This is a genomic window from Pseudomonas sp. Choline-02u-1, from assembly GCF_002836515.1.
In the GTDB taxonomy this organism is placed as follows: domain Bacteria; phylum Pseudomonadota; class Gammaproteobacteria; order Pseudomonadales; family Pseudomonadaceae; genus Aquipseudomonas.
The window spans coordinates 281,678-303,478 of sequence record NZ_PJBC01000067.1 but is presented as its reverse complement, the minus strand read 5'-3'; the positions used below and the strand labels follow the sequence as shown (position 1 = coordinate 303,478).

20 protein-coding genes are annotated in these 21,801 nt (G+C 61.0%); 3 read left to right on the top strand and 17 right to left on the bottom strand.

Annotated elements, in window-relative coordinates:
• Positions 1 to 99: 99 nt before the first annotated feature.
• From CXF97_RS27775 to CXF97_RS27740, 8 genes are all read right to left on the bottom strand, one after another.
• Positions 100 to 969, bottom strand: a complete 870-nt coding sequence (locus tag CXF97_RS27775; protein WP_101162672.1) for an oxaloacetate decarboxylase — start codon at positions 967 to 969, stop codon at positions 100 to 102.
• A gap of 154 nt (positions 970 to 1,123) precedes the next feature.
• Positions 1,124 to 2,158, bottom strand: a complete 1,035-nt coding sequence (gene astA / locus CXF97_RS27770; RefSeq protein ID WP_101162671.1) for an arginine N-succinyltransferase — start codon at positions 2,156 to 2,158, stop codon at positions 1,124 to 1,126.
• Between the two features lie 49 nt (positions 2,159 to 2,207).
• On the bottom strand, positions 2,208 to 3,224 hold the full coding sequence (locus tag CXF97_RS27765) for an arginine N-succinyltransferase (RefSeq protein WP_101162670.1): 1,017 nt from the start codon (positions 3,222 to 3,224) through the stop codon (positions 2,208 to 2,210).
• A 118-nt stretch (positions 3,225 to 3,342) separates the two neighbouring features.
• Entirely contained in the window at positions 3,343 to 4,692 is a 1,350-nt protein-coding gene (locus tag CXF97_RS27760) for an APC family permease (protein WP_101162710.1), read from the bottom strand.
• Positions 4,693 to 4,760: 68 nt separating this feature from the next.
• Positions 4,761 to 5,513, bottom strand: coding sequence for an N-formylglutamate amidohydrolase (locus tag CXF97_RS27755; RefSeq protein ID WP_101162669.1), 753 nt, complete (start codon positions 5,511 to 5,513; stop codon positions 4,761 to 4,763).
• Positions 5,497 to 6,828: a glutamine synthetase gene (locus tag CXF97_RS27750; RefSeq protein WP_101162668.1), complete on the bottom strand. Its 1,332-nt coding sequence runs from the start codon at positions 6,826 to 6,828 to the stop codon at positions 5,497 to 5,499. Before CXF97_RS27750 ends, CXF97_RS27755 begins: the two co-directional genes overlap by 17 nt.
• Positions 6,825 to 7,469, bottom strand: a complete 645-nt coding sequence (locus tag CXF97_RS27745; RefSeq protein ID WP_101162667.1) for an isochorismatase family cysteine hydrolase — start codon at positions 7,467 to 7,469, stop codon at positions 6,825 to 6,827. The genes CXF97_RS27750 and CXF97_RS27745 overlap by 4 nt, the downstream gene beginning before the upstream one ends.
• A 2-nt stretch (positions 7,470 to 7,471) precedes the next feature.
• Entirely contained in the window at positions 7,472 to 8,326 is an 855-nt protein-coding gene (locus CXF97_RS27740; RefSeq protein WP_101162666.1) for a MurR/RpiR family transcriptional regulator, read from the bottom strand.
• Between the two features lie 408 nt (positions 8,327 to 8,734).
• On the opposite strand from CXF97_RS27740, the gene CXF97_RS27735 reads away from it, so the two are divergent.
• Positions 8,735 to 9,214 carry a histidine phosphatase family protein gene (locus CXF97_RS27735; protein ID WP_313003118.1) on the top strand — a complete coding sequence of 160 codons (480 nt, stop codon included), beginning with the start codon at positions 8,735 to 8,737 and terminating at the stop codon, positions 9,212 to 9,214.
• Positions 9,214 to 9,969: a precorrin-6A synthase (deacetylating) gene (gene cobF, locus CXF97_RS27730; protein ID WP_101162664.1), complete on the top strand. Its 756-nt coding sequence runs from the start codon at positions 9,214 to 9,216 to the stop codon at positions 9,967 to 9,969. Before CXF97_RS27735 ends, cobF begins: the two co-directional genes overlap by 1 nt.
• Positions 9,970 to 10,181: 212 nt before the next feature.
• Here the strand turns inward: cobF and CXF97_RS27725 are convergent, their stop codons facing one another.
• Genes CXF97_RS27725 through CXF97_RS27715 form a run of 3 tightly spaced genes read right to left on the bottom strand, consistent with a single transcriptional unit; the run spans position 10,182 to position 12,763 of the window.
• Positions 10,182 to 11,363 carry an acetyl-CoA C-acetyltransferase gene (locus CXF97_RS27725; protein ID WP_101162663.1) on the bottom strand — a complete coding sequence of 394 codons (1,182 nt, stop codon included), beginning with the start codon at positions 11,361 to 11,363 and terminating at the stop codon, positions 10,182 to 10,184.
• Between the two features lie 11 nt (positions 11,364 to 11,374).
• Positions 11,375 to 12,040: a CoA transferase subunit B gene (locus CXF97_RS27720; protein WP_101162662.1), complete on the bottom strand. Its 666-nt coding sequence runs from the start codon at positions 12,038 to 12,040 to the stop codon at positions 11,375 to 11,377.
• Between the two features lie 24 nt (positions 12,041 to 12,064).
• Positions 12,065 to 12,763, bottom strand: coding sequence for a CoA transferase subunit A (locus CXF97_RS27715; protein ID WP_076567492.1), 699 nt, complete (start codon positions 12,761 to 12,763; stop codon positions 12,065 to 12,067).
• Positions 12,764 to 13,019: 256 nt separating this feature from the next.
• Here CXF97_RS27715 and CXF97_RS27710 point away from each other — a divergent pair, with 256 nt between their 5' ends.
• A complete protein-coding gene (locus CXF97_RS27710) occupies positions 13,020 to 13,916 on the top strand; it encodes a LysR family transcriptional regulator (protein ID WP_101162661.1) in 897 nt (298 codons plus the stop codon).
• Between the two features lie 18 nt (positions 13,917 to 13,934).
• On the opposite strand, the gene CXF97_RS27705 is transcribed toward CXF97_RS27710, so the two are convergent.
• From CXF97_RS27705 to CXF97_RS27680, 6 genes are all read right to left on the bottom strand, one after another.
• Positions 13,935 to 14,777 (bottom strand): NAD-dependent protein deacetylase, encoded by an 843-nt coding sequence (locus CXF97_RS27705; protein ID WP_101162660.1) that lies wholly within the window; start codon positions 14,775 to 14,777, stop codon positions 13,935 to 13,937.
• Between the two features lie 54 nt (positions 14,778 to 14,831).
• Positions 14,832 to 15,878, bottom strand: coding sequence for a class I SAM-dependent methyltransferase (locus CXF97_RS27700; protein ID WP_101162659.1), 1,047 nt, complete (start codon positions 15,876 to 15,878; stop codon positions 14,832 to 14,834).
• Positions 15,879 to 16,027: 149 nt separating this feature from the next.
• Positions 16,028 to 17,074, bottom strand: coding sequence for an NAD(P)/FAD-dependent oxidoreductase (locus tag CXF97_RS27695; protein ID WP_101162658.1), 1,047 nt, complete (start codon positions 17,072 to 17,074; stop codon positions 16,028 to 16,030).
• A complete protein-coding gene (locus CXF97_RS27690) occupies positions 17,061 to 19,244 on the bottom strand; it encodes a hypothetical protein (RefSeq protein ID WP_101162657.1) in 2,184 nt (727 codons plus the stop codon). Before CXF97_RS27690 ends, CXF97_RS27695 begins: the two co-directional genes overlap by 14 nt.
• Positions 19,245 to 19,463: 219 nt before the next feature.
• A complete protein-coding gene (locus CXF97_RS27685; protein WP_101162656.1) occupies positions 19,464 to 20,774 on the bottom strand; it encodes an ATP-binding protein in 1,311 nt (436 codons plus the stop codon).
• On the bottom strand, positions 20,771 to 21,511 hold the full coding sequence (locus CXF97_RS27680; protein WP_039762337.1) for a response regulator: 741 nt from the start codon (positions 21,509 to 21,511) through the stop codon (positions 20,771 to 20,773). The genes CXF97_RS27685 and CXF97_RS27680 overlap by 4 nt, the downstream gene beginning before the upstream one ends.
• Positions 21,512 to 21,801 lie beyond the last annotated feature (290 nt).

The window sequence follows — 21,801 nt, the reverse complement described above, 5'->3', positions numbered from 1 at the left end:
AGCCAGACTCCACAGGTTGCGCGTTGAACATCAATTGATGGTTCAACGCAAACTTTGTGGGAGCTGGCTTGCCAGCGATGGCGCTGGCCCAGCCAACGTTTACTCCTTGACGCTCATGTACTCCTTGGCCCAGAGAATGTATTCCTCGGGTTGGGTATAGGTGTGCGTCAATTCGGTCGCGCTCAGATCGGCGGCCTGGGTGAAGATCTGCCGCTGTTCGCGCAGGCTGTCGTAAGTCGCTTTGATCGCAGCGAAGTAGGCGCCGTGGCCGTCGATGGTCACGCGCACCCCGAGTTCTGCCAGACGTTTGTCATCGCGCAGGGCCGGGTTACCGTAGGTGACCAGCATCAGCGGCACGGTCAGGTGCTCGGCGATTTGTTCCAGTTGGTCGAAGTCCTGCACGCCGACCATGCAGATACCGTCAGCGCCGGCCGCTTGATATTGGCGGGTGCGGCTGATGATTTCCTGGATCGGCAGAATGCCGGCGTTGGTGCGGGCGACGATGGCCATTTCGGTGTCGACCCGGGCTTCCAGCGCCGCGCGGATCTTGCCGACGCCTTCTGCCACCGTAATCAGGTCAGTGGATTTGCGCCCGAATTGCGCTGGCAGCAAGGTGTCTTCGATGGTCAGTGCCGCAACACCGGCGCGTTCCAGTTCGACAATGGTGCGCATCACGTTGAGGGCGTTGCCATAGCCGTGATCGGCGTCGGCAATCACGGGGAGTTGGGCGACGCGACCGATGCGCGTGGCCTGTTCGGCGAATTCGCTGAGGGTGATCAGGGCGAAGTCCGGTGCGCCGAGCACCTGCAGGGAGGCCACGGAACCGCCAAGAATACCCACTTCAAAACCCAGGTCAGCGGCGATGCGGGCGGACATCGGGTCAAACACCGAAGCCGTGTGGTAGCAGGTGTCGGAGGCCAGCAGCTGACGGAAATTACGGCGCAAATCTTGATGGGAAAGCCTGGTCATACGAGTTCCACCAATACATAAGAAATGGAAAGGCTTGAGCAAAGGTGTCAACGCCGAAGAATGAAAAGGCTATCACGCGAATGGGTCAGGAATCATGACGAATTTGCGCGGCAGGACTGGCGGCTGAAAGGTTTAACCTCTCGCGCCGGGAATATCAGGCTGCCACGGCGTGTGGTTGTTGATGGGGCAGGCGCACCGCGCGTACCGAATTGCCCGGCTGAAGCTGCAGGCGTTTGGCAGTGAGGCGATCGACCATCAGGCTGTTTCCGACCATTCGACCGGGCGCCACGGTGATGCGGCAGTTTTCCAACCGGCGGTTATGAATCAGCCACAGCGGTGCCTGCTCGTCCGGGGTGCCAAGGCTCAGGGCCAGTTCGAGGCTGTCGCGTACCGTGCGGATGCTGCGGATCGGCGCTTCGATGACCGGACCACCGTCAAAAATGTCGATGTAACCCTGGTGCGCAAAACCCTCCGCCTGAAGGATTTTCAATGCCGGCTGGGTATTCGGATGAGTCTGGCCGATCGCGGCCTGCGCCTGCTCGGTCAGCAGACAGGTGTACAACGGCTGGCGAGGCATCAGTTCGGCGATGAAGGGTTTGTTGCCCAGGCCCGACAAGTGATCAGCGTAGGTGAAATCCATCTGGAAGAAGTGCCGGCCGAGGCTGTCCCAGAACGGCGAACAACCATTTTCATCGGCACTGCCTCGCAGCTCGGCGATCATTTTCTCGCCAAACAGATGCGGGAATTCGGCGACGAACAGCAAACGACCCAGCGACAACAGGCGGCCATTGCTGCCGCTGCGCTGGTCATGGCGCAGGAACAGCGAGCACAGCTCCGATTGACCGGTCAGTTCATTGTTGAGGAACAACGTCGGGATCTGCCGCTGAATGCCCAGGTCAGGTGCCGAACTGACCGTCATGCCGAGCCGGTAGTTGTACCAGGGCTCGCGCAAGCCAACGGCGCCGGCCATCGCGCTGACACCGACGACGCGCTGTTCGTCGTCTTCAAGCACGAACAGGTAATCGGCATCGGCCCGCTCCACCTGTTCGGCAAAAGCCCGTTGCGCCCAGCGCACCCGATGCGCCAGGCGGTCTTCGTTGGCAGGAAGGGTGGTGAACCCCGGTCCGGCCTGTTCGACGAGGGTCATCAAGGCGGGCAGGTCGCTGACTTTTACCGGACGAACTATCATGCTCCAACTCCTTCTGCGTACCGATTCTGGTACCCACGGCAAACGCGGCTCACAGCGCGACCAGTCGTATCGAACCGCCATCACTGACTTTCAGCGCCGCGCAGATGGCGGGCGACAGGGGCAGCGGCTGGTCGGTGTGATAGTCGAGTTCGGTGACAATCGCGCGGTAATCATGCAGGCCGTCGTTGCTCAGCAGATAACGGCCGCGGGCGTCGGTCGATGCTTGTTGGCGAACGATGGCGGTCTGGCTGTCAGCGATCGAGCGAATGTTCGCAGTACGCGCATACAGCGTCGGACCGGCGTCGAACAGGTCGATGTAGCTGTTGGTTTCGAAGCCTTCACGCTCGAGAATGTCGAACGCTTCCTGGCCGTCCGGGTGTACGCGACCGATGCAATCCTGCGCCGCTTGCGGCAGCATCGGCACATAGATCGGGTATTGCGGCATCAGTTCGGCGAGGAACGTGCGGCTCTGCAACCCGCACAGACGCTCGGCTTCCGCGTAGGACAGGTCGAAGAAGTGTTTGCCCAGGGCATCCCAGAATGGCGAGTGACCGTGCTCGTCGCTGTAGCCGACGATCTCGGTGATTACCGCCTCAGAGAACCGCTGTGCATGCGCGGCAATGAACAGCAGGCGCGCCCGCGACAACAGTTCGCAAAAGGGTGTGCGCACCAGCGCGGCATCGATGTGGAAACCGCGCAGCAAGGTGTGCCCGCTGAGGTCATGGCACAGCGACAACGCCGGCACGCCGTGCTCAATGTTCAATTCCCGCGAAGCGCTGGTGAAGTGGCGATTGCGCAGGCTGTAGAACGGCTCCTTGAAGCCGGCGGTGGCAAGGATCTCCGAGCAGCCGAGCAGTTGCTGGCGTTCGAGGTCTTCGAGCACAAAGAAATAGTTCTCCGGCCCCTGCGCTGTGGCGGCGCTGTCGAAGGAGGCGCACGAGGCGGCGATTTTTTCGCGCAGGTGTTCGCTGTCATCCGGCAGCGAGGTGACGCCGATCATGCTCTCGCGGGCCAGGCGCTGTAGCTGGGGCAGATCGTTCTGCTCGACTGGGCGTAAGACCAGCATGGATGTACTCCTGTATCAAAAGGTTCGGCCCGTTCGCCGAACCTGACTATCACTGTCGATGTCCACGCGATAAATCGGCGGTTACCTGATTTGTTGTCAGACGCCGCTCTTTTTCTTGTCAGCCTTTACTCGGATCGGGCAGCGCGGTGCTGGCGCCGAGCTTGTTGAGGAAGAACAGGTAAACCAGACCCAGGGCAATCCAGATCAGGCCGAGCTTCTGCGCATCGACGCCCATGTTGTACATGATGGCGGCGACGATGATGAAGCCGATCACGGGGCAGAGCAGATGGCGTACAACCTGCCCCGACTTCTGCCGACGCCAGTAGTGGTTGATTACCGTCAGATGCAGCAGCATGAAACCGCTGAGGGCGCCGAAGTTGATCAGCGAAGTGAGAATGTCCACTGCATTGATGAACAGGTAGCAGATAAGCAACGACAACACCGCCACCAGATAGATGCTCAGGTACGGTGTGTTGTGTTTCGGGTGAACCCTGGCAAGCACCTTCGGCAGCTTGCCGTCGCGGGCCATGCCGAACAGCAGACGAGAGACGGCGGCCTGCGAGGTGATCGCCACGGCCACGCCCCAGGCCAGCGCCGTCGCCACCGCAGTCAGGGTCGCCAGCCAGCTGCCGGCGGCGATTTCAGCAATTTCATAGAATGCGGTGTCTGCGGACTTGAAGCCCATGCCCGCCGCCAGATCGGTGGCAATCCACGTCTGTACGACGAAAATCGTGCCCATGACCGCGAGGGTAATCAGCGCCGCTCTACCCACGCTGCGGCCCGGGTCTCCCTTGATTTCTTCGGCAAGGGTCGAGATCGCGTCGAAGCCCAGGAACGACAGCACGGCGATCGACACCGCTTGCATCAGCAGGGCGAAGTTGAAGGTTTCCGGGTGATACAGCGGCGCCATGGTCAGCTCGCCATTTCCCCCGCCGTTGTGCAACGCGTTCCAAGCGTAGAACAGGAAGATGCCCAACACCACCAGTTGCGCCAGCAGGAACAGGATGTTCATTCGCGCGGTAAAAGTGATGCCGCGCAGGTTGACGAATGTCGCACTGACCAGAAACGCCAGGATGAAGCCAACCTTGGGAATGTCCGGGTACAGATGGTTGAGCGCCATCGCCGCATACAGGTACAGCAACGGCGGAATCAGCAGATAGTCGAGCAGCATCAGCCAGCCAGCGATGAACCCGACATGTTGATTAAGGCCGCGTTGCGCGTAGGAATATACCGAGCCGGCAATCGGAAAGGCCTTGGCCATGCTGCCGTAACTGAGCGCGGTGAACAGCATCGCGACCATGCCGATGATGTAGGCCAGCGGCACCATCCCTGGAGCTTCGGCGTTGACGTAGCCATACACTCCGAACGGTGCGATGGGGATCATGAAAATCATCCCGTACACCACCAGATCGGTCAGCGTCAGGCTACGTTTCAACTCTTGCTTGTAGCCGAATTCTTCAATTTCCATGAAGCGCAACTCCTTGTCAGCCATCGGTCGTTTCAGTTGTTCCGTCGGTTCATCATTTACTGCGATTGCTACAGCAACGGTGCGAGATAGGCGGCCCACCGCGATACTTCTGCGGGGCTGCGCAGCAAGTCATTGCGCACCTCGATCAGCACCGCTTCAAGGCCGCGGGCATCGCCGTGCACCGGCACGGTCATATCGCCCAAAGGATCGATTCTGTACGGCTGGTTGCCCGCGACTTTCAACGGATGCGCTTGCAGCCCGTCGAGCAGGCGCTGGGCGTAGGCTTTCGCCTGACCGAACAACACGCCGACTTCCAGCGGTCGCGGCTGACCGTAATACACCGGAGTGAAACTATGAATGCCGACCACCCGCACCGCTTGGCCTTTGGCAATGCGCTCGTCGATCAAGGTCTGCAAACGCGCATGAAACGGTTTGAACAGGGTCTGCCGGCGGTATTCGCGGGCTGCTTCATCCAGATCGTGATTGCCCGGGATCTGATAGATCTCGCTTTGCAGTGGAATGCTGTCCGGCGCATGGCGCGGGCGGTTGAGGTCGATCAACAGCCGTGAATAGTTGGCACTGAGCAGGGTAGCGCCGAGCTGTTGCGACAACGCTTCAGCCAGTTGCAGCGCGCCGATGTCCCAGGCGATATGTTCGCGTGCGGCCGCCTCGTCCAGGCCCAGATTGTTCAGAGCCTCGGGGATATAACGACTGGCGTGCTCGCACACCAGGATCAACGGGTTCGTCGAGTCCTCGCGACTCAGGTCGTAGACCGGGCGAGCGAACAACCCCAGCTCGGCCGATTCAGTACAGGTGTGCATAGTGCTCACACAAGTCAGCGGGCGAGAGCTGTTCCGTCAGCGCCAGTTCCTCGGTTTTCAGGGCGTAATACGTGTCGAGCAGCGGCTTTGGCAGCCATTCATTGAAAGCTGCACTGTCGCGCAGGCAATCCAGCGCCTGGGACAGCGAGGCGGGCAGGGCGACGATACCCCGGGCCTTGCGTTGCTCATCGTTGAGTGAATCGGGGATTTCATCGGTGATCGCATTCAGCGCCAAGCGCTGCTCGATGCCCAGCCGCCCGGCAATCAGCAGCGCGGCCATGGCCAGGTGCGGCGAGGCAGTGGCGTCCATGGCGCGGAATTCCAGGTTGAACTGTTGCGCGGCGGACTTGCCACCCAACGTCACGGTCGGGCAGATGCGCAGCGCTGCTTCACGGTTCTGCTGCCCCAGGCAGGCGTACGACGCGCTCCAGTGGTGCGGCTGCAAGCGCTCGTACGACAGCGGCGTCGGCGCAGTGAACGCGCACAGCGCCGGCAGAAAATGCAGGATCCCGGCAGCCCAGTGCTGGCCGATGCTCGACAGGCCATTGCTGGTGCCGGCGTCGTACAGCATCGGCTGGCCGGCCAGGTCGTGCAGGCTGACGTGCAGATGCACACCGTTGCACACGGCTTCGGCGGCAGCCTTGGGCGCGAAGCTCAGTTCGAGGCCCATCTGCCGGGCGATTTCCCGGCTGATTTCGCGCACATTGACCGCGCGATCCGCCGCCGCCACGCCAAGGGTCGGACGGCAGGTGATTTCGTATTGGTGCTTGCCGTATTCCGGCAGAAACATTTCCGGCTCGACGCCACCGGCGCGCAGGGCGCTGAGCAGCCAGCCGCCGAATTCGGCGCCCTGGCGCTGAGCTTCCAGGGAGAACGCTGCGTGTTCGGCGAAGCCTGCATGCAGATTGAATTCATGTTCGAACGCCGCGTTGACCTGCAAGCCCAGTTCATCGCGATAGCGCTCGATCTCATCGCGCAGCAATGTGCGTGGGCAAGCGCCCCAGGCTTGGCCGTCGGTCTCGCGAATATCGGCGTGGATGAAATCGAGCACCGGTGCATTGGCATCCGGGCCGCTGCCAACGGTGACGCGGCTGTCCAGATCGGGTACCAGCCGCAGGTCGCCATACGCGCCCCACGGATTGCTTGAAGCGATGATGTCTTGCGGCGTCAATGCGCTGTTGGCCGGAACCCAGCCGCAACCGGCTGCCTGGTAATGCTCCAGCTCATCGGTTGGAAACGAACGGCCACGGGTGATGCCGATCAGGTCAGTGGTGACCAGCGTGGTCATCGGCAGCGGCGTCAGGCGTGCGCTCATGGCTGCATCTCCTGTATACGGCCGAGCACAGTCTGAGTATTGGTGATCCAGCAGTAACCCTTGATGGCGTTGAGGCAGGCGTGATGGCGTTCAGCGCTGTAAGTGGCGCAGGCGTCCTCCACCAGTGTCACCAGATAGCCACGGTCGGCGGCGTCGCGTACGGCCATGTCGACGCACTGGTCGGTGACGATGCCGGCAATGATCAGATGGCGGGTTTGCAGGTTGCGCAGCACGTAATCGATAGTGGTCGAGTTGAACACCCCGGATGAGGTCTTCGGCAGCACGATTTCATTTTCCGTCGGGGTCAGTTCAGCGATGATCTGCGCTTGCAAGCTGCCTTTGGGCAGGTGCATGTCCGACAGTTTGTGATCCAGCGAGCGGTCGCGACCATCGGCGGTCAGGCTTTCGATAATCGTGTGCAGCACGTTCTGCTGCGCTTGGCGAACGGCGCTGAGCAGTCGTTGCTGGTTAGGCACCACCTGGCTGCGCGTGCGCCGGAGGAAATACTCGGCATCGGGCCTGCTCAGGTGCGGGTCGAATTGCGGTTCGAGCCAGGCGCGCTGCATGTCCACCAGCAACAAAGCCGTGTGGTCGAACGCAAACGGCAGATCCCGAGGCGAGCGGTGGGGAAGGCTGAACATCCTTATTTTTCCTCCAGCAGATGAGTCGCAAAGTCGTTGCGCAGGGCATCGATGCCTTCCAGGCGATCGGCCGGATCCGGCACGCGCAAGGTCAGGCAGGCAATCAACGCCTCGACCTGCGCCAGCGCTGGCACCATGGTATCGAACGGCGATGCCGACTCCACCGGCGCGCTGATGATCAGATCAGCCATTTCGCGCAACGGCGAGGCGTAGACATCGGTGAACAGCACCACTCGCGCGTTATTGTTTTTCGCCGCAGTGGCTACACGCAGGGCTTGGGTCTGGTAGCGCCGGTAGTCGAACACCAGCACCACGTCCTGGCGTTGCAGATCGAACAAGCGGTCAGGCAACAGGGCGTTGTCTTCCAGGGCAAAGCAGCCGGGACGCAGCAGGCGCAAGTGGTTGAGCAGGTAATGGGCCATGAGAATGCTGAAGCGGCCACCGAAGCAGTAGACCTGATGACGGCTGTCGAGCAGCCATTCGACGAGGATTCGCACATCTTCGGGTTGGGTCAGGGCTTGGGTGTCGACCAGCAAACGGTGGCTGTCGGCCAGGTAATGGGCCCAGGCATCGTCCTTGTTCTGCTGCGAGCGTGGCTGCAACAGTGTGCGTGGCGAACGCAAGCGATGGTCCATGTCACTGAGCAAGGCTTCCTGAAACTCGGCATAACCGCCGAAACCGAGCTTTTTCACCAGGCGGACTATGGTCGGATCGCTGACACCGGCATGTTCGGCCAGCCGCGCCATCGGTCCGAGACCATTACGCGGATACTGATCGAGCAGGGCGCGGACGACTTTGCGCTCTGACGGCGTCAGATCCAGGCCGGGATCGGTGATCAGGTCTCTGAGAGGGGGCATCCGTGCTCCTGCTGGATGGGGTGTCGAATTCGTTTCACAATCCGTTAAAAAGAGTATTTATGTAATGAGTGCTACATGTCTAGCGAATTTTTGTACACGTGCAGCGAGCACCAAAAACGTGCAAGGTTCCCGTTTAACAAGGGCTACACCGAAGTAGCTCGGCGTTGTAGTCCATTGCCTTGGTTGGTGTGAGACATTGCCTATCCAAGCTTCTGCGGATGGCAGGACGGCAATCCTGATACCCACGGTTTTACGGCACAATGGCTCGCGGATTGGCTGTGCCGTCACTTGTATTAACTTTCAACCGAGAACCTGCTTGTGCCAAGTAGCCGTTTGACATTGATTTGCCATGCGCGAACCGTCGCACAAAAACTGGCGCGTTTTCCTACGGACGAGCCTGTTGAAGATTTGCCTGCAGCGTCTGACGCCTTCAAGGCGCGATTCGCTCCGCCATCGCGACTGATTTGCGGGCCAGAGTTGCGGACCCGGCAGACGGCGGCGTGGCTGGGCGTCGACGCGCACATTGACTCAGCCCTGCGCGATTGCGATTGGGGAGGCTGGCACGGCCAGTCGATCAAGGGTTTGCAGGCCAATCACGCCGACGCGTTGCGGGTTTGGCTGGCCGATCCAGACGCGGCACCCCACGGCGGCGAGTCGCTTAGGCAACTGACGGAACGGGTCTCAAGATGGCTCGACAGCATCGCCGCAACGCCGGGGCCCGTGATGGCGGTCACCCATCCGTTCGTCATGCGCGCGGCGTTGATGCAGGTGCTGCAAGGCGTAACGTTCAACGCGATCGACGTCGAACCGCTATCGATGATCGAGCTGCGCTTCAATGGCATCTGGCGACTACGCTTGCCGGGCACGGCTCTGGGAGAGGAATTGTGATGAAACAGCTGCTGGTCATCGGCATTGGCGCCGGCAATCCGGACTACATCACGATGCAGGCGGTGAAAGCGCTGAACCGGGTCGATGTGTTCTTTCTGCTGGATAAAGGCGAGGGCAAGCAGAAGCTGATCGATCTGCGCCGCGAGATTTGCGAGCGCTACATCACCGATCACGCTTATCGCTTTGTCGAAGCCAGCAGTCCGGAGCGCGAGCGGGGTGATGTCGATTACACGGCAAGCGTCGATGCACTGAACCGCACCAAACAACAGACCTTCGAACGGCTGATTGATGAACAATTGTCCGACGGCCAGTGCGGCGGTTTCCTGGTCTGGGGCGACCCGGCGTTATACGACAGCACAGTGCGGATCCTTCAAGCGATTCGGGCATCAGGCCGCTGCGCGTTCGAGTACGAGGTGATCCCCGGGATTACCAGCGTCCAGGCTCTGGCTGCGCAGCACAAGATACCGCTGAATACGATCGGCCGTTCGGTGGAAATCACCACCGGCCGGCAGTTGGCGGCGGGGCAGGTGAGTGAGGCGGACAGTGTTGTGGTGATGCTTGATGCCGAAGATTCGTATCAGCGGGTGGCGGACCGGCAGACCGAGATTTTCTGGGGGGCTTACCTGGGCACGCCGGACGAGGTTCTGCTTAGCGGCACGCTGGCGGATGTCGCCGATGAGATTGAGCGGGTGCGCAAAGCGGCACGGGCGAAGCATGGGTGGATCATGGATACCTATTTGCTGCGCAAGCCATAGATTGGGTGGCTGACCTGGCCCCTTCGCGAACAAGCCCGCGCCCACAGTGGAATGCATCGCAAAATGGGAGAGAGCCTGCTCGCGAAGAGGCCAGACCATCCCTACGATTCTCGACGGCAAAAAGAAACCCGGTGCAACGCCAGTCGCACCGGGTTTTTTGTTGCCAGCCAACAGCGGATGTCGTGGATCCGCCGCTGGCCTTGAACTTCGTATCAGACGCGTTCCAGCGCCAAAGCCACACCCTGGCCGCCGCCGATGCACAAAGTCGCCAAGCCTTTTTTCGCGTCGCGCTTGAGCATTTCATGCAGCAATGTCACCAGCACGCGGCAGCCCGATGCACCGATCGGATGGCCGAGGGCGATGGCGCCGCCGTTGACGTTGACCTTGGCCAGATCCCATTGCAGGTCTTTGGCCACGGCCAGCGATTGTGCGGCGAACGCTTCGTTGGCTTCGATCAGGTCGAGCTGATCGATGCTCCAGCCGGCCTTGTCCAGGCAGCGGCGGGTGGCCGATACCGGGCCGATGCCCATGATCGCCGGATCGACGCCAGCGTTGGCGTAGGCAGCGATTTTGGCCAGCACCGGCAGGCCCAGCGACTTGGCTTTCTCGGCACTCATCAGTATCACGGCCGCAGCGCCATCGTTCAGCGACGAGGCGTTGCCAGCGGTGACGCTGCCGTCCTTTTTGAACGCCGGGCGCAATTTCGCCAGGGATTCGGCGCTGGTGTCGCCGCGTGGCTGCTCGTCGACCTTGAACGCGACAGGATCACCTTTACGCTGCGGAATCAGGATCGGCGTGATTTCCTCAACGAAGCGGCCCGCCTCAATCGCAGCGGCAGCTTTCTGCTGGGAAGCGGCAGCAAAGGCGTCCTGCTGTTCGCGGCTGATTTCATACTTGTCCACCAGATTCTCGGCGGTAATGCCCATGTGGTAATCGTTGAACGCATCCCACAGGCCGTCGCTGATCATGGTGTCGACGATTTGTGCGTGGCCCATGCGCAGACCAGTGCGCGCGCCCGGCATGATGTAGTTGGACAGGCTCATGTTCTCCTGACCGCCGGCGATGATCACTTCAGCGTCGCCGCAACGGATTGCCTGTGCCCCGAGATGCAAGGCTTTCAGGCCCGAACCGCAGACTTTGTTCAGGGTCATGGCCGGCACCGCGTGGGGCAGGCCGGCCTTGATCGCGGCCTGACGTGCCGGGTTCTGCCCGGCACCGGCGGTCAGCACCTGACCCATGATCACTTCATCGACCTGCGCACCGTCGAGGCCGGTCTGCTCGAGCAACTGGCGGATCACCGCCGCGCCCAGATCGACTGCGGATACATTGGCCAGAGAGCCCTGAAAACTGCCGATCGCGGTACGCGTGGCGGCAACAATGACAACGTCGTGCATTTTCGAATTCCTCACTCGGCAGCGAACTGCATTTGCGGTACGTGATCCGGGACGATCAGTTTACCAGCGGTTTTGGCGACGATTTCTTCAACGCTGACGCCAGGTGCGCGTTCCTTGAGGACAAAAGCGCCATTTTCGATTTCCAGATAGGCGAGGTCAGTCAGCACGCGCTTGATGCAACCGGCTCCGGTCAGCGGCAGACTGCATTTGGCCAGCAGCTTGGATTCACCGTCCTTGGACGCGTGGGTCATGATGACAATGATGTTGTCGGCACCGGCCACCAGATCCATCGCGCCGCCCATGCCCTTGACGAGTTTGCCGGGGATCATCCACGAAGCGATGTTGCCTCCGACGTCGACTTCGAACGCGCCGAGTACGGTCAGGTCGACATGGCCGCCGCGGATCATCGCAAAGGATTCGGCGGAATTGAAGATCGACGCGCCGATCCGTGCGGTCACGGTTTGTTTGCCGGCGTTGATCATGTCGGCATCAATGGTTTCTTCGGTCGGAAACGGTCCCATGCCGAGCAGGCCGTTTTCCGATTGCAGCATGACTTCCATGCCTTCGGGGATGTAGTTGGCGACCAGGGTCGGAATGCCGATACCGAGGTTTACGTAGTAGCCGTCCTGCATTTCGCGGGCGACGCGCTGAGCCATTTGTTCGCGGGTAAGTGCCATGTTGTTGTTCTCCGTAGGCCTGAATTATTTGCGGATGGTGCGCTGTTCGATGCGTTTTTCGAACGTGCCGCAAATGACTCGATCGACGTAGATGCCCGGGGTGTGGATCTGCGTGGGGTCGAGTTCGCCGGGCTCGACGATTTCTTCGACTTCGACCACGGTGATCTTGCCGGCAGTGGCCGCCAGCGGGTTGAAGTTCTGGGCGGTGTGACGGTAAACGACGTTACCGAAATGGTCAGCCTTCCAGCCTTTGACGATGGCAAAGTCGCCGGTGATGGACTCTTCCATCAGGTACTTGCGACCCTTGAACTCACGCACTTCCTTGCCTTCAGCCACCGGGGTGCCGACGCCGGTGGCAGTGAAGAACGCCGGAATGCCGGCACCGCCAGCGCGCATTTTCTCGGCGAGGGTGCCTTGCGGGGTGAGGATAACTTCGATGTCGCCCTTGAGCAGTTGCTCCTCGAACAGCTTGTTTTCGCCGACGTAAGAGGCGATGACTTTGCTGATCTGGCGATCGGTGAGCAGCACGCCGAGGCCGAAACCGTCGACGCCGCAGTTGTTGGAAACCACGGTGAGGTCACGGGTGCCCTTGCGCTTGATCTCGGCGATCAGATTTTCCGGAATGCCGCATAGCCCAAAGCCGCCGGCGATAACGGTCATGCCGTCTTCCAGCCCGGCCATCGCTTCCTCGTAGGAATACACACGCTTGTCGAAACCTGCCATAGGCACCTCTTTTATTATTTGCGGGCGGCTGGCTAGCCGAATGACTGGAGTGTCTCTCCGTGAAATATATTTGTTAAGTTGATTTTTGCGGTTGATTGATTGATAAAGTTCAACAATCGCCGAAATTACTGAAATGGGTGATTCCCTGTAGGAGCTGCCGAAGGCTGCGATCTTTTGATCTTAAAAAATCAACGTCAAAAGATCGCAGCCTTCGGCAGCTCCTACATGACCGAGTTTCATGCTCAGAGCCTCTATTATGACCATCAAGCAGATCCGAGCCTTTCTCGCCGTGGCCCATAGTCTGAGTTTCGCGGTGGCCTGCGAGCGTCTGCACCTGTCGCAGTCGGCGCTCAGCCTGACCATCAAGGCGCTGGAAGAAGGCTTGGGCGGGCGCCTGTTCAGCCGCAACACCCGTAATGTCGCGCTGACCGCGGAAGGGGAATCGCTGCTGCCTTTGGCGCGCCGCTTGATCGCCGACTGGGACAACGCCGAGGACGAAATGCGTCAGCGCTTCAGCCTGCAGCGCGGGCGCGTAACGCTGGCGGCGATGCCGTCGTTTGCTGGCAATCTGCTGCCGCCGATCCTCAAGAGTTTTCGCGCGCGATATCCGAACGTCAACGTGACGGTCAATGACGTGATCAACGAGCAAGTGCTGGAAATGGTCCGCGATCGTCAGGTTGAACTTGGCGTGGCGTTCGCGCCAATGCAGAGCACTTCGATGACGTTCACGCCGCTTTATGTCGACCGCTTTGTCGCAGTGGTGCCGGCGGATTCAGTGCTGGCCAAACGCGCCGACATTGATTGGCAGACCTTGCTGCAAGAACCGTTCATCACCCTGCAGCGGCCCTCGACAGTGCGGGTCATGCTTGAAGAGCATCTGCAGGCGCGCGGGATGAAGTTACCCGTGGAATTTGAAAGCCATCAATTGGCGACGGTCGGCCGGATGGTGGCCAGTGGGCTCGGGGTCAGCGCGGTGCCGGCGTTGTGTGCGGGGCAAATGCGCGAGCTGGGCGCGCAGTGTCTGACCTTGAATGATTCGGTCGAGCGGGCAATTGGCGTGTTGACCGAACCGGGCAATGAGCTGTCGGCGGCGGCCCAGGCATTGTTCGATATTCTCCAGCAGGAAAACCTGAGCGAACGTCTGCTGCCCTGAGCACCTGCGAAGTGGGCTTCAGAATTGCAGACGCTGTGCCAGCAGCGGCAGTAGCGCTTCGCACGACCCTTCAATCTTCAAATCGAGCAAATCGTCGGCCCGGGTCTTGCCCAGGTTGATCGCAATCAGCGGCTTGCCGCGCTCGGCGATGACCCGGCACAGGCGAAACGCCGAATACGCCATCAACGACGACCCCACCACCAGCAACCCCGCCGCATTTTCGACAGCCGCCATTGCCCGTGCCGCCGTCGGCGGCGCCACGTTTTCGCCGAAAAAAACCACATCCGGCTTCATCCGCTCACCCGCACAATGCGGACACTGTGGCACCTGAAAGCGCGCCTCGAACGCCGGATCAAGCAGGGTATCGCCATCCGGCGCCTGCACCGCGTCAACGCCTCTCAGATAGGGATTGTGTGCTTCCATCTGCTGCTGAATCTCGTCGCGCTGGCTGCGCTGGCCGCAGTCCAGGCACAGCACCCGATGCAAGCTGCCGTGCAGTTCGATCACATCATGGCTGCCGGCCTGATCGTGCAAGGTGTCGACGTTCTGCGTGATCAAAGCGCTGATTCGGCCACGCTGTTGCAGCGTCGCCAACGCTTCATGCGCGGCGTTCGGTCGCGCCTGGCGCACGCGTGGCCAGCCGAGCATGGCCCGTGCCCAGTAGCGACGACGTGATTGCGGGGCGGCAAGGAATTCCTGATACATCATCGGCTGCCGTCCGCGACGCACGCCGTCGCTGTCGCGGTAGTCCGGAATGCCCGAAGGTGTGCTGATGCCGGCGCCGGTCAGCACTAGAAACTTGTCTTCGGCCATGGCCTGCAGCAGCGTGTCGAAATGTTCACGGATCGGGCTGTCGAGCATGCTCAGCACTCCAGATTGGACAGTGCTCGCAGGTTATCACGCGATCCGCATGGGTTACTTGCGCGCCTCCAGAATCAGGTTGAACGGCGTTTGCGTGGCACGGCGGAACTGTTTGAACCCGGCTTCGGCAAAGACTTTGCGCAAGCGCAATTCACCTGCCTGCGCACCGAGCCCGAGACCGACTTCCTGAGACAGTGAGTTGGGCGTGCAGATAAACGTCGAGGCGGCGTAGAACAGGCGCCCGACCGCGTTGAGATTGTCGTCCAGTTTATCGTTGGCGAACGGTTCGACCAGCAACACTGTTCCGTCGTCTTTGAGTGACTCATACGCATGACGGGCGGCACCGACCGGGTCGCCCATGTCGTGCAGGCAATCAAAAAAGCAGACCAGGTCATAGTCGCCGCCAGGATAGTTTTTCGCCGTGCCCTCGAAGAATCTGGCGCGGTTGCCCACGCCACCTTCTTCGGCGCGTTGCGTGGCAACCGTGATCGACGGCACGTGAAAGTCAAAACCGACAAACTGTGACTTGGGAAACGCCTGGGCCATGATCACCGTCGACGCTCCGTGGCCGCAGCCGATGTCGGCGACTTTGGCGCCGCGTTCGAGTTTGGCCACCACACCGTCGAGTGCCGGCAGCCATTCCGCGATCAGATGACCTTTGTAGCCGGGGCGGAAGAAGCGTTCGGTGCCGCTGAACATGCACGGGTGGTGATCGCCCCAGGACAGAGCGCCGTTGCCGCGCATGGCCTTGACCAGTTTGTCCTTGTCATGGAAAAACGACGCGACCACGCCGAGGCCGCCGGCCACGTACACAGGGGAATCTTCCACTGCCAGCGCCAGTGCCTGTTCTTGCGGCAAGCGAAACTGACCGTCAAGGTGCTCCATGTAACCGGACGCGGCGTGGGCGCTCAGCCATTCGCGCACCAGGCGCGGGTTGCAGTCGGTTTTTGCCGCGAGGGCTTCGGGGCTGATCGGTTGGCTGTCGGCCATTGCCCGGTACAGACCGAGTTCTTCGCCGACAATGACATTGGCCAGCATCGCCGCGCCGCCCATGTCGTTGACCAGTTTGCCCATGAATTCGTTGAGCTTCGCCTCATTCATCACGTGTGCTCCTGAAACAGGATCACCGTCCGGCGGCGTTGAATGTCGAGGCAGGCGCCACCGGGCGGTGGTCACGGATAGGGGCAGGGCACAGCAGAAGTCCTGCGGCCCCCTCGACTGGGTAATGAATGAGTCTAGACTCCTTTTGCTCAATCAGTGCCCAGCCATCGGGGCGGGAACGGGTGTTGACCATAGAAACTGCGCAGCTGTGTCAGGTCGTGTTCATACCAGCAGCGCAGCCATCGCTGATACTGTGCTTGTGCGAGCGGTCGCAGTAGCGGTCGGAACCAGCCGTCGTGAATGGCTTGAGCGGCCTGCATGCCGCTCATCAACGCCTTGAGCACCCCGTGCGACGAAGCCGGGTCGAGCCGGCTTGCAGCATCACCCGCAAGAAAGTACCCATCACCGGCCACAACCTCGCTTATGCGCCAGCTCACATCCGCACCGCGTATCGGGCCCGCCTGCGGTAATGCCTGCAGGTCTGCGGGCAATATTCGCAGGCAAGGATTTATCCCCGGCGTAGCCTCGGCTTCCAGCGTCAGGTGTGTCCAGTGCAGCAACTGTGCCTTGACCTGAGCGATCCAGGTCCAGCCATCAGGGGTAGCCAGCAAATGCGGATGGCTTGCGTAGGGCTCGCAGCGACCCTGCAAATAACCGTAGCGAGCCACCAACGCAGGAGAATCGATTTGTTCCGTCAGGTGCAGTTTGCGGCCAAGCCAGCCGGTAGCTCCACTGGCGTCGATCAAATACGAGGCAGAAAGGCAGCCGCTGTCGGTCTCCACACCGATGACTCGGCGCCCATGGGTGAGCACCTGCTGCGCCCGACATGGCTGATACACCTCGACCCCCGTGGACGCCGCTTGCTGCAACAACGCCCTGTCCAATTGCGCGCGGCTGATATGGAAGCCGCGCCATGGGCCATTTGCATCCGTGCCGAAAGCGTTGAAACGCGCCGGGCCGTGCCAGTGCACCCATTGGCCTTCAAAGCGCAGAGTCGACGAGGCACCGAGCAGATCGGCGATGCCGAGCTGTCGCAATAACGGTTCGATCCCCGGATGCAGGCTTTCGCCGGGGCGGAATCGGGGAAACGCGTGCCGTTCGAGCAAAGCCACGCGCAACCCTCGGCGGGCACAACTGATGGCGCTGGCGCAGCCCGCAGGGCCTGCGCCAATCACCACAACATCAAAGTGTTTCATCAGCGATCTGCCAGGCCTCTGCATCCTGTTTCATCAGGATGGTATCGGTGCTGACGAACAACAGGACCTGTCGCTCCACTTCGACGTGACGCAATTTGAAATCATCATCGGCAGTGCTGACAGCCCCGCGCTTGTACATCGAAAAACGCTGCACCCAGCCCTCGAGAACAATGCCGGCTTCCTGCTGGGCCGTATCGAGTTCGTTGTCCGGTTGCTGCACCTCGAGAAACGACAGCAGCGGCCAGGCATTGCGCTGGGCGTTGTCATCGTCAGCGCCAAGCACCTGATAAACCCGATGCATCGAAACGACCCGCCGCTCATACGCGGGTTGTGATGTGCGGCCGGTCAGGCTCAGGGAAAAAAGCCCGTCCAGGGCGACCTGGGTGTAATCGGCGTGGGCATAGGCGTGGTACTGGGCAAACAGGCGATTGTCTTGAACGATGAGTTGCGGACCCGGCTGATCGTCCCAGGCAATGGCACCGTGCTGGTTAATTTCCTGATCGGTCAACGGGATGATGGTGTGCAGACTTGAACGTGGTTCGAAAACGCGCACCGAGTCCGGTGCCACCCCCGGCCAGAAGGAGCCCAGAGCCGCGCAGATTTTCGCATCTTCGGGAAACGGGCTTGCCATCTGATAGCCGGCCAACACATTGATCCATTGCGCATCGGAAGTTTTCTGTCGAATCCAGCCTACTTCCCAGCCCGGACCGAAAACCCCGGCGGCGCCGTCGGGCAGCGAGGAAGGTCGCGAACTCTGAGCGAGCGGCATATGCGATGACGCGCGCAGGCGCGGTTCAGCCGAAGCGACAATCGCCGTCACCCCTCGATCCTTGTCAGAAAACAACTGATCCTTGAGATTCAGGTTGGCGCAATACCGCACGTTGGAAAGCGCTTCGAGGCGGGCGTGCCAAATGTCGGGATCGGGGAAAAGCGGCTCTTCGCGGACCCAGCGCAGCAGTTTGCGCTGACTGCACAGTGGGTAAAAATCCGGAGGGCCGATAATCGAATAGGCAGCCACCGTCGGCAGCAGGTCGTTGAGGACCGGGCAGTGTGGCCGAACCCATCCGTCAGCTGTCGCGTCTTGGTAGTGCAGGGCCTCATAACCGCCTGCACGCACCAGCGCTTCGACATCGGGGTGGTTGTTCAAATCATTGATGCTGCCGTCTGCGTCAACCTTGTGTCGGCCATGCACCATGCCGCCGGTGTTGGCTGGCATCAGAAACGATAGCGGTCGGCCCTCGAGTCTGGCGGGCTCGACCAGCCGTGCTTTCGGCTCTGGCAGCAGCAGTCCGGTGCCGAAATCCTCCACAGTTGCCCAGGCAGCCAGATCATCGGTCACGACAAAGGGCGGCTGGCTGATCTGCGGTTCCGCCCAGCCGGTGCCACTGTGACGTAAATGGATGTGCCGCAACTTCTCGTTGATCTGATGATTTTCCAGGGTCACCGCCAGTTGCAGGCCCGCCAGGCACTGGTCGCCATCGAACAGCTTGTGCAGCGGCACCCAGAAATCCAGCTCGGGATCGACGTCGGCCTGAAAGTCCATCGGCCCGAAGCGCTGCGCATCACCACGCAATTGCATGGCAATGTACGCGCTGTAGCGCACCGGCATGACCCGGATGCCATGGGCGTCGCCGTCGACAAAGGGCAGGAAGCATCGCTGTCTGGCGTCATACCGGGCAGGCATCGTGCCGACGCGGGCAATGCCGGTGCGCGAAAAGCAAAGATCGGCGTGTCGGCCGTGCACGGTGTCGGCCGCGCAGCGATATTCACTGGCAAAGGCCACTACCGCCAAGGGCGCGCCAGCGGCGGTCAGGCGCAGTTGATCGAGGGTGGGCGGGGCGATGCTGTAGACATAGTTCAGAACGGTTTCGATTTCGCCCGGAGTCGGCAACAGCAGCAGATCTGTTCCGGTTTCGTCGACGGTCACTTGCGGTGATGCCAGCGCGTGATATAGCAAGCTGCGCGAGGGCGCCGCCGCTTCGATTGCGCAGACTCCGTTGGGGTCGAAATCTTCGAATCCGCTCAGGCAGCGATTAACCGTCAGTGGTCGTCGCAGCTCGGCTGCCAGTGGCTCTGCCAACAGATCAAGGCCATGGGCCAACATCAGCGAACGCCAGCCGCCGGGCGCCAGCCGATGACATACCTGGGTGACGGATTCGAGCAGAGTCATGGCTGATCCTCGTTACGGTTCGCGAGCCGTCATCAAACAGCACAGGGCAGACGCCTCGCTACTGTCAGGTCTGACAGTAGCGAGGCGTCTGCGCATGCATAACCATAGGGGGCTTCGCCCGGGCGCAACAGTCGGGAAATTCCGGCGAGGTTGTAGGCAGATGCCTGCTGTTCGGATGGAAACAGCAGGGCGGCAGGAGGGAAATTTAAACAGTGGCTGTCAGCCGTGCAGCGGCAACTTCAGTTCAGCGCAGAGCCCGCCGCCTTCACGATTGCTCAACAGCAGCGAGCCACCCAGCGCCATCGCCAATTGCTGGGCGATCGCCAATCCGAGCCCGGTACCGCCGGTGTCGCGATTGCGCGAGTTTTCCACGCGGTAGAACGGTTCCAGCACCTGCGCCAGTTCGGCCTCGGCGATGCCCGGGCCGCGATCGAGGACTTTCACCGACAGGCTGTTGCCCTGCGCTTCGACCTGCAATTGCGCGGCGCCGGCGAATTTCAGGGCGTTGTCGGTCAGGTTCACCAGCACCCGACGCAGGGCTTGCGGACGGGTTTCGATTACCGCTTTGCTTTTGCCGCCGAGCTGAACGTCCTTGCCCATGTCCTGATAGTCGAAGACCAGGCTGTCAAGGAACGAGTCGAGATCGGTACGGCGGCTTTCTTCGGTGGCGCCATGAATGCTGCGGGCATAGGCCACGCCTTCGCGCACCAGATGCTCGATCTCGCCGAGATCGCTGCTCAGTTTGTCTTTCTCGACCGAGTCGTCCATGAACTCCGCGCGCAGTTTCATCCGCGTGATCGGCGTTTGCAGATCATGGGAGATCGCCGCCAGCAGTTGCATGCGTTCTTTCAAGTAGGCGGCAATGCGCGTTTGCATGGCGTTAAACGCCCGCGCCGCGTGAACCACTTCAGTCGGGCCTTGCTCGTCGAGTTTGACCGGGTGTGCGTTGGGGTCGAGGGTTTCCACGGCGTTGGCGAGGCGGGTGAGGGGACGAATGGCGATGCGCACGGCGAGCCAGGTGCAGAGGATCAGCAACGCCAGTTGGCCGAGCAGCACCACCGGCAACCACGGTGACAACGGCACCATCGCCGGACGGATATCGATGGTCACGGGGCTGCCGTCGCTCAGGCGCAGATGGCCCTGGAAATGTCGTCTCTGCCCACCGGGAACCTCGGTAAACACGATTGGATAAGTATCGCCGATGGCCGCGGTAATCGAGGCAATGGCAACGGACTCTTCAGCCGAGGTCACCGGCATGCCCGGTTCGCCCTCATTGAGCAGGTAGCCGTAATTGCGCCGTGCCAGACGCGGCAACCAGGCCTCGCGTTCGGCGGCGGGCAGGCGATCGAGGATCGCCATCGACGTCGAGACGTCGGTTTCGAGGTTGCCGAGCATGGTGCTTTTCGCACTCTGGTAACGCTCGTAATACTGCGCGCCGAACGACAGGCCCTGCGCCAGAATCAGCCCGATCAGGAAAATCAGCGACAGGCGCGAGGCGAGTGTGCGCGGCCATTGCAGCTTGAGTTTCATGCCGACGCCCCGAGCAGTTCGACCGGCAGTGAAAACACGTAACCTTCACTGCGCACGGTCTTGATGTAAGCCGGCTCGCGGGCATCGTCGAGCAGACGCTGACGCAGGCGGCTGACCAGCAGATCGATGGAACGGTCGAACAGATCGGCTTCGCGTCCCTGGGTCAGGTTGAGCAATTGGTCACGGCTGAGCACCCGTTGCGGATGGTCGAGAAATACCCGCAGCAGGCGGTATTCGGCGCCACTGAGGGCCACCATGGTGCCGTCGCTGTCGAGCAAGTGCCGGGCCGAGGTGTCCAGTTGCCAACGACCGAATGCCAGCAGGCGTCCGGCTTCGGTGACCACCAGATTCGGCGGCAACATACGCGTGCGGCGCAACACGGCGTTGATCCGCGCCAGCAGTTCACGGGCGGCGAAGGGTTTGGTCAGGTAATCGTCGGCGCCCATTTCCAGGCCGATGATGCGGTCGGTTTCATCGTTGCGCGCGGTGAGCATCAGCACCGGCGTCGCCTTGTGTTTGCCGACTCGCAATTCGCGGCACAGCTGCAGGCCATCGTCGCCCGGCATCATGATATCGAGCACGATCAGGTCGACGGTGTTGGCATCAAGGAAGCTGCGCATCTGCCGGCCATCGGCGACCACTGTCGTGCGCAGGCCGTTTTTCTTCAGGTAGTTGCCTACCAGCTCACGGATCTCGCGGTCGTCGTCGACGATGAGAATGTGATCGACATGTTCCATCGGTTCAAGCCTCTGTCAAAGGGGGAATGCCGTGCAGTCTATAGCGCCGTGAACTGCACGCCTGCCTGCCTTTGTATTGCAGTGTATCTGCCGCAACGGCGGATACACGCCGACGCAAAAACGCGATTTTCTGCGGGTTTTGTATCGCTGTGTATCTACACGCGGCGTGGATACACAACGAGTGATTCTCGTCCTTTCCTGACACAGACGCGATACCTCGAGAGCCTCAAATAGGCTCCATCGAGGCACACACAGACCGCCTCGGCTCAAACCCACTGAAGCCTTGAGGA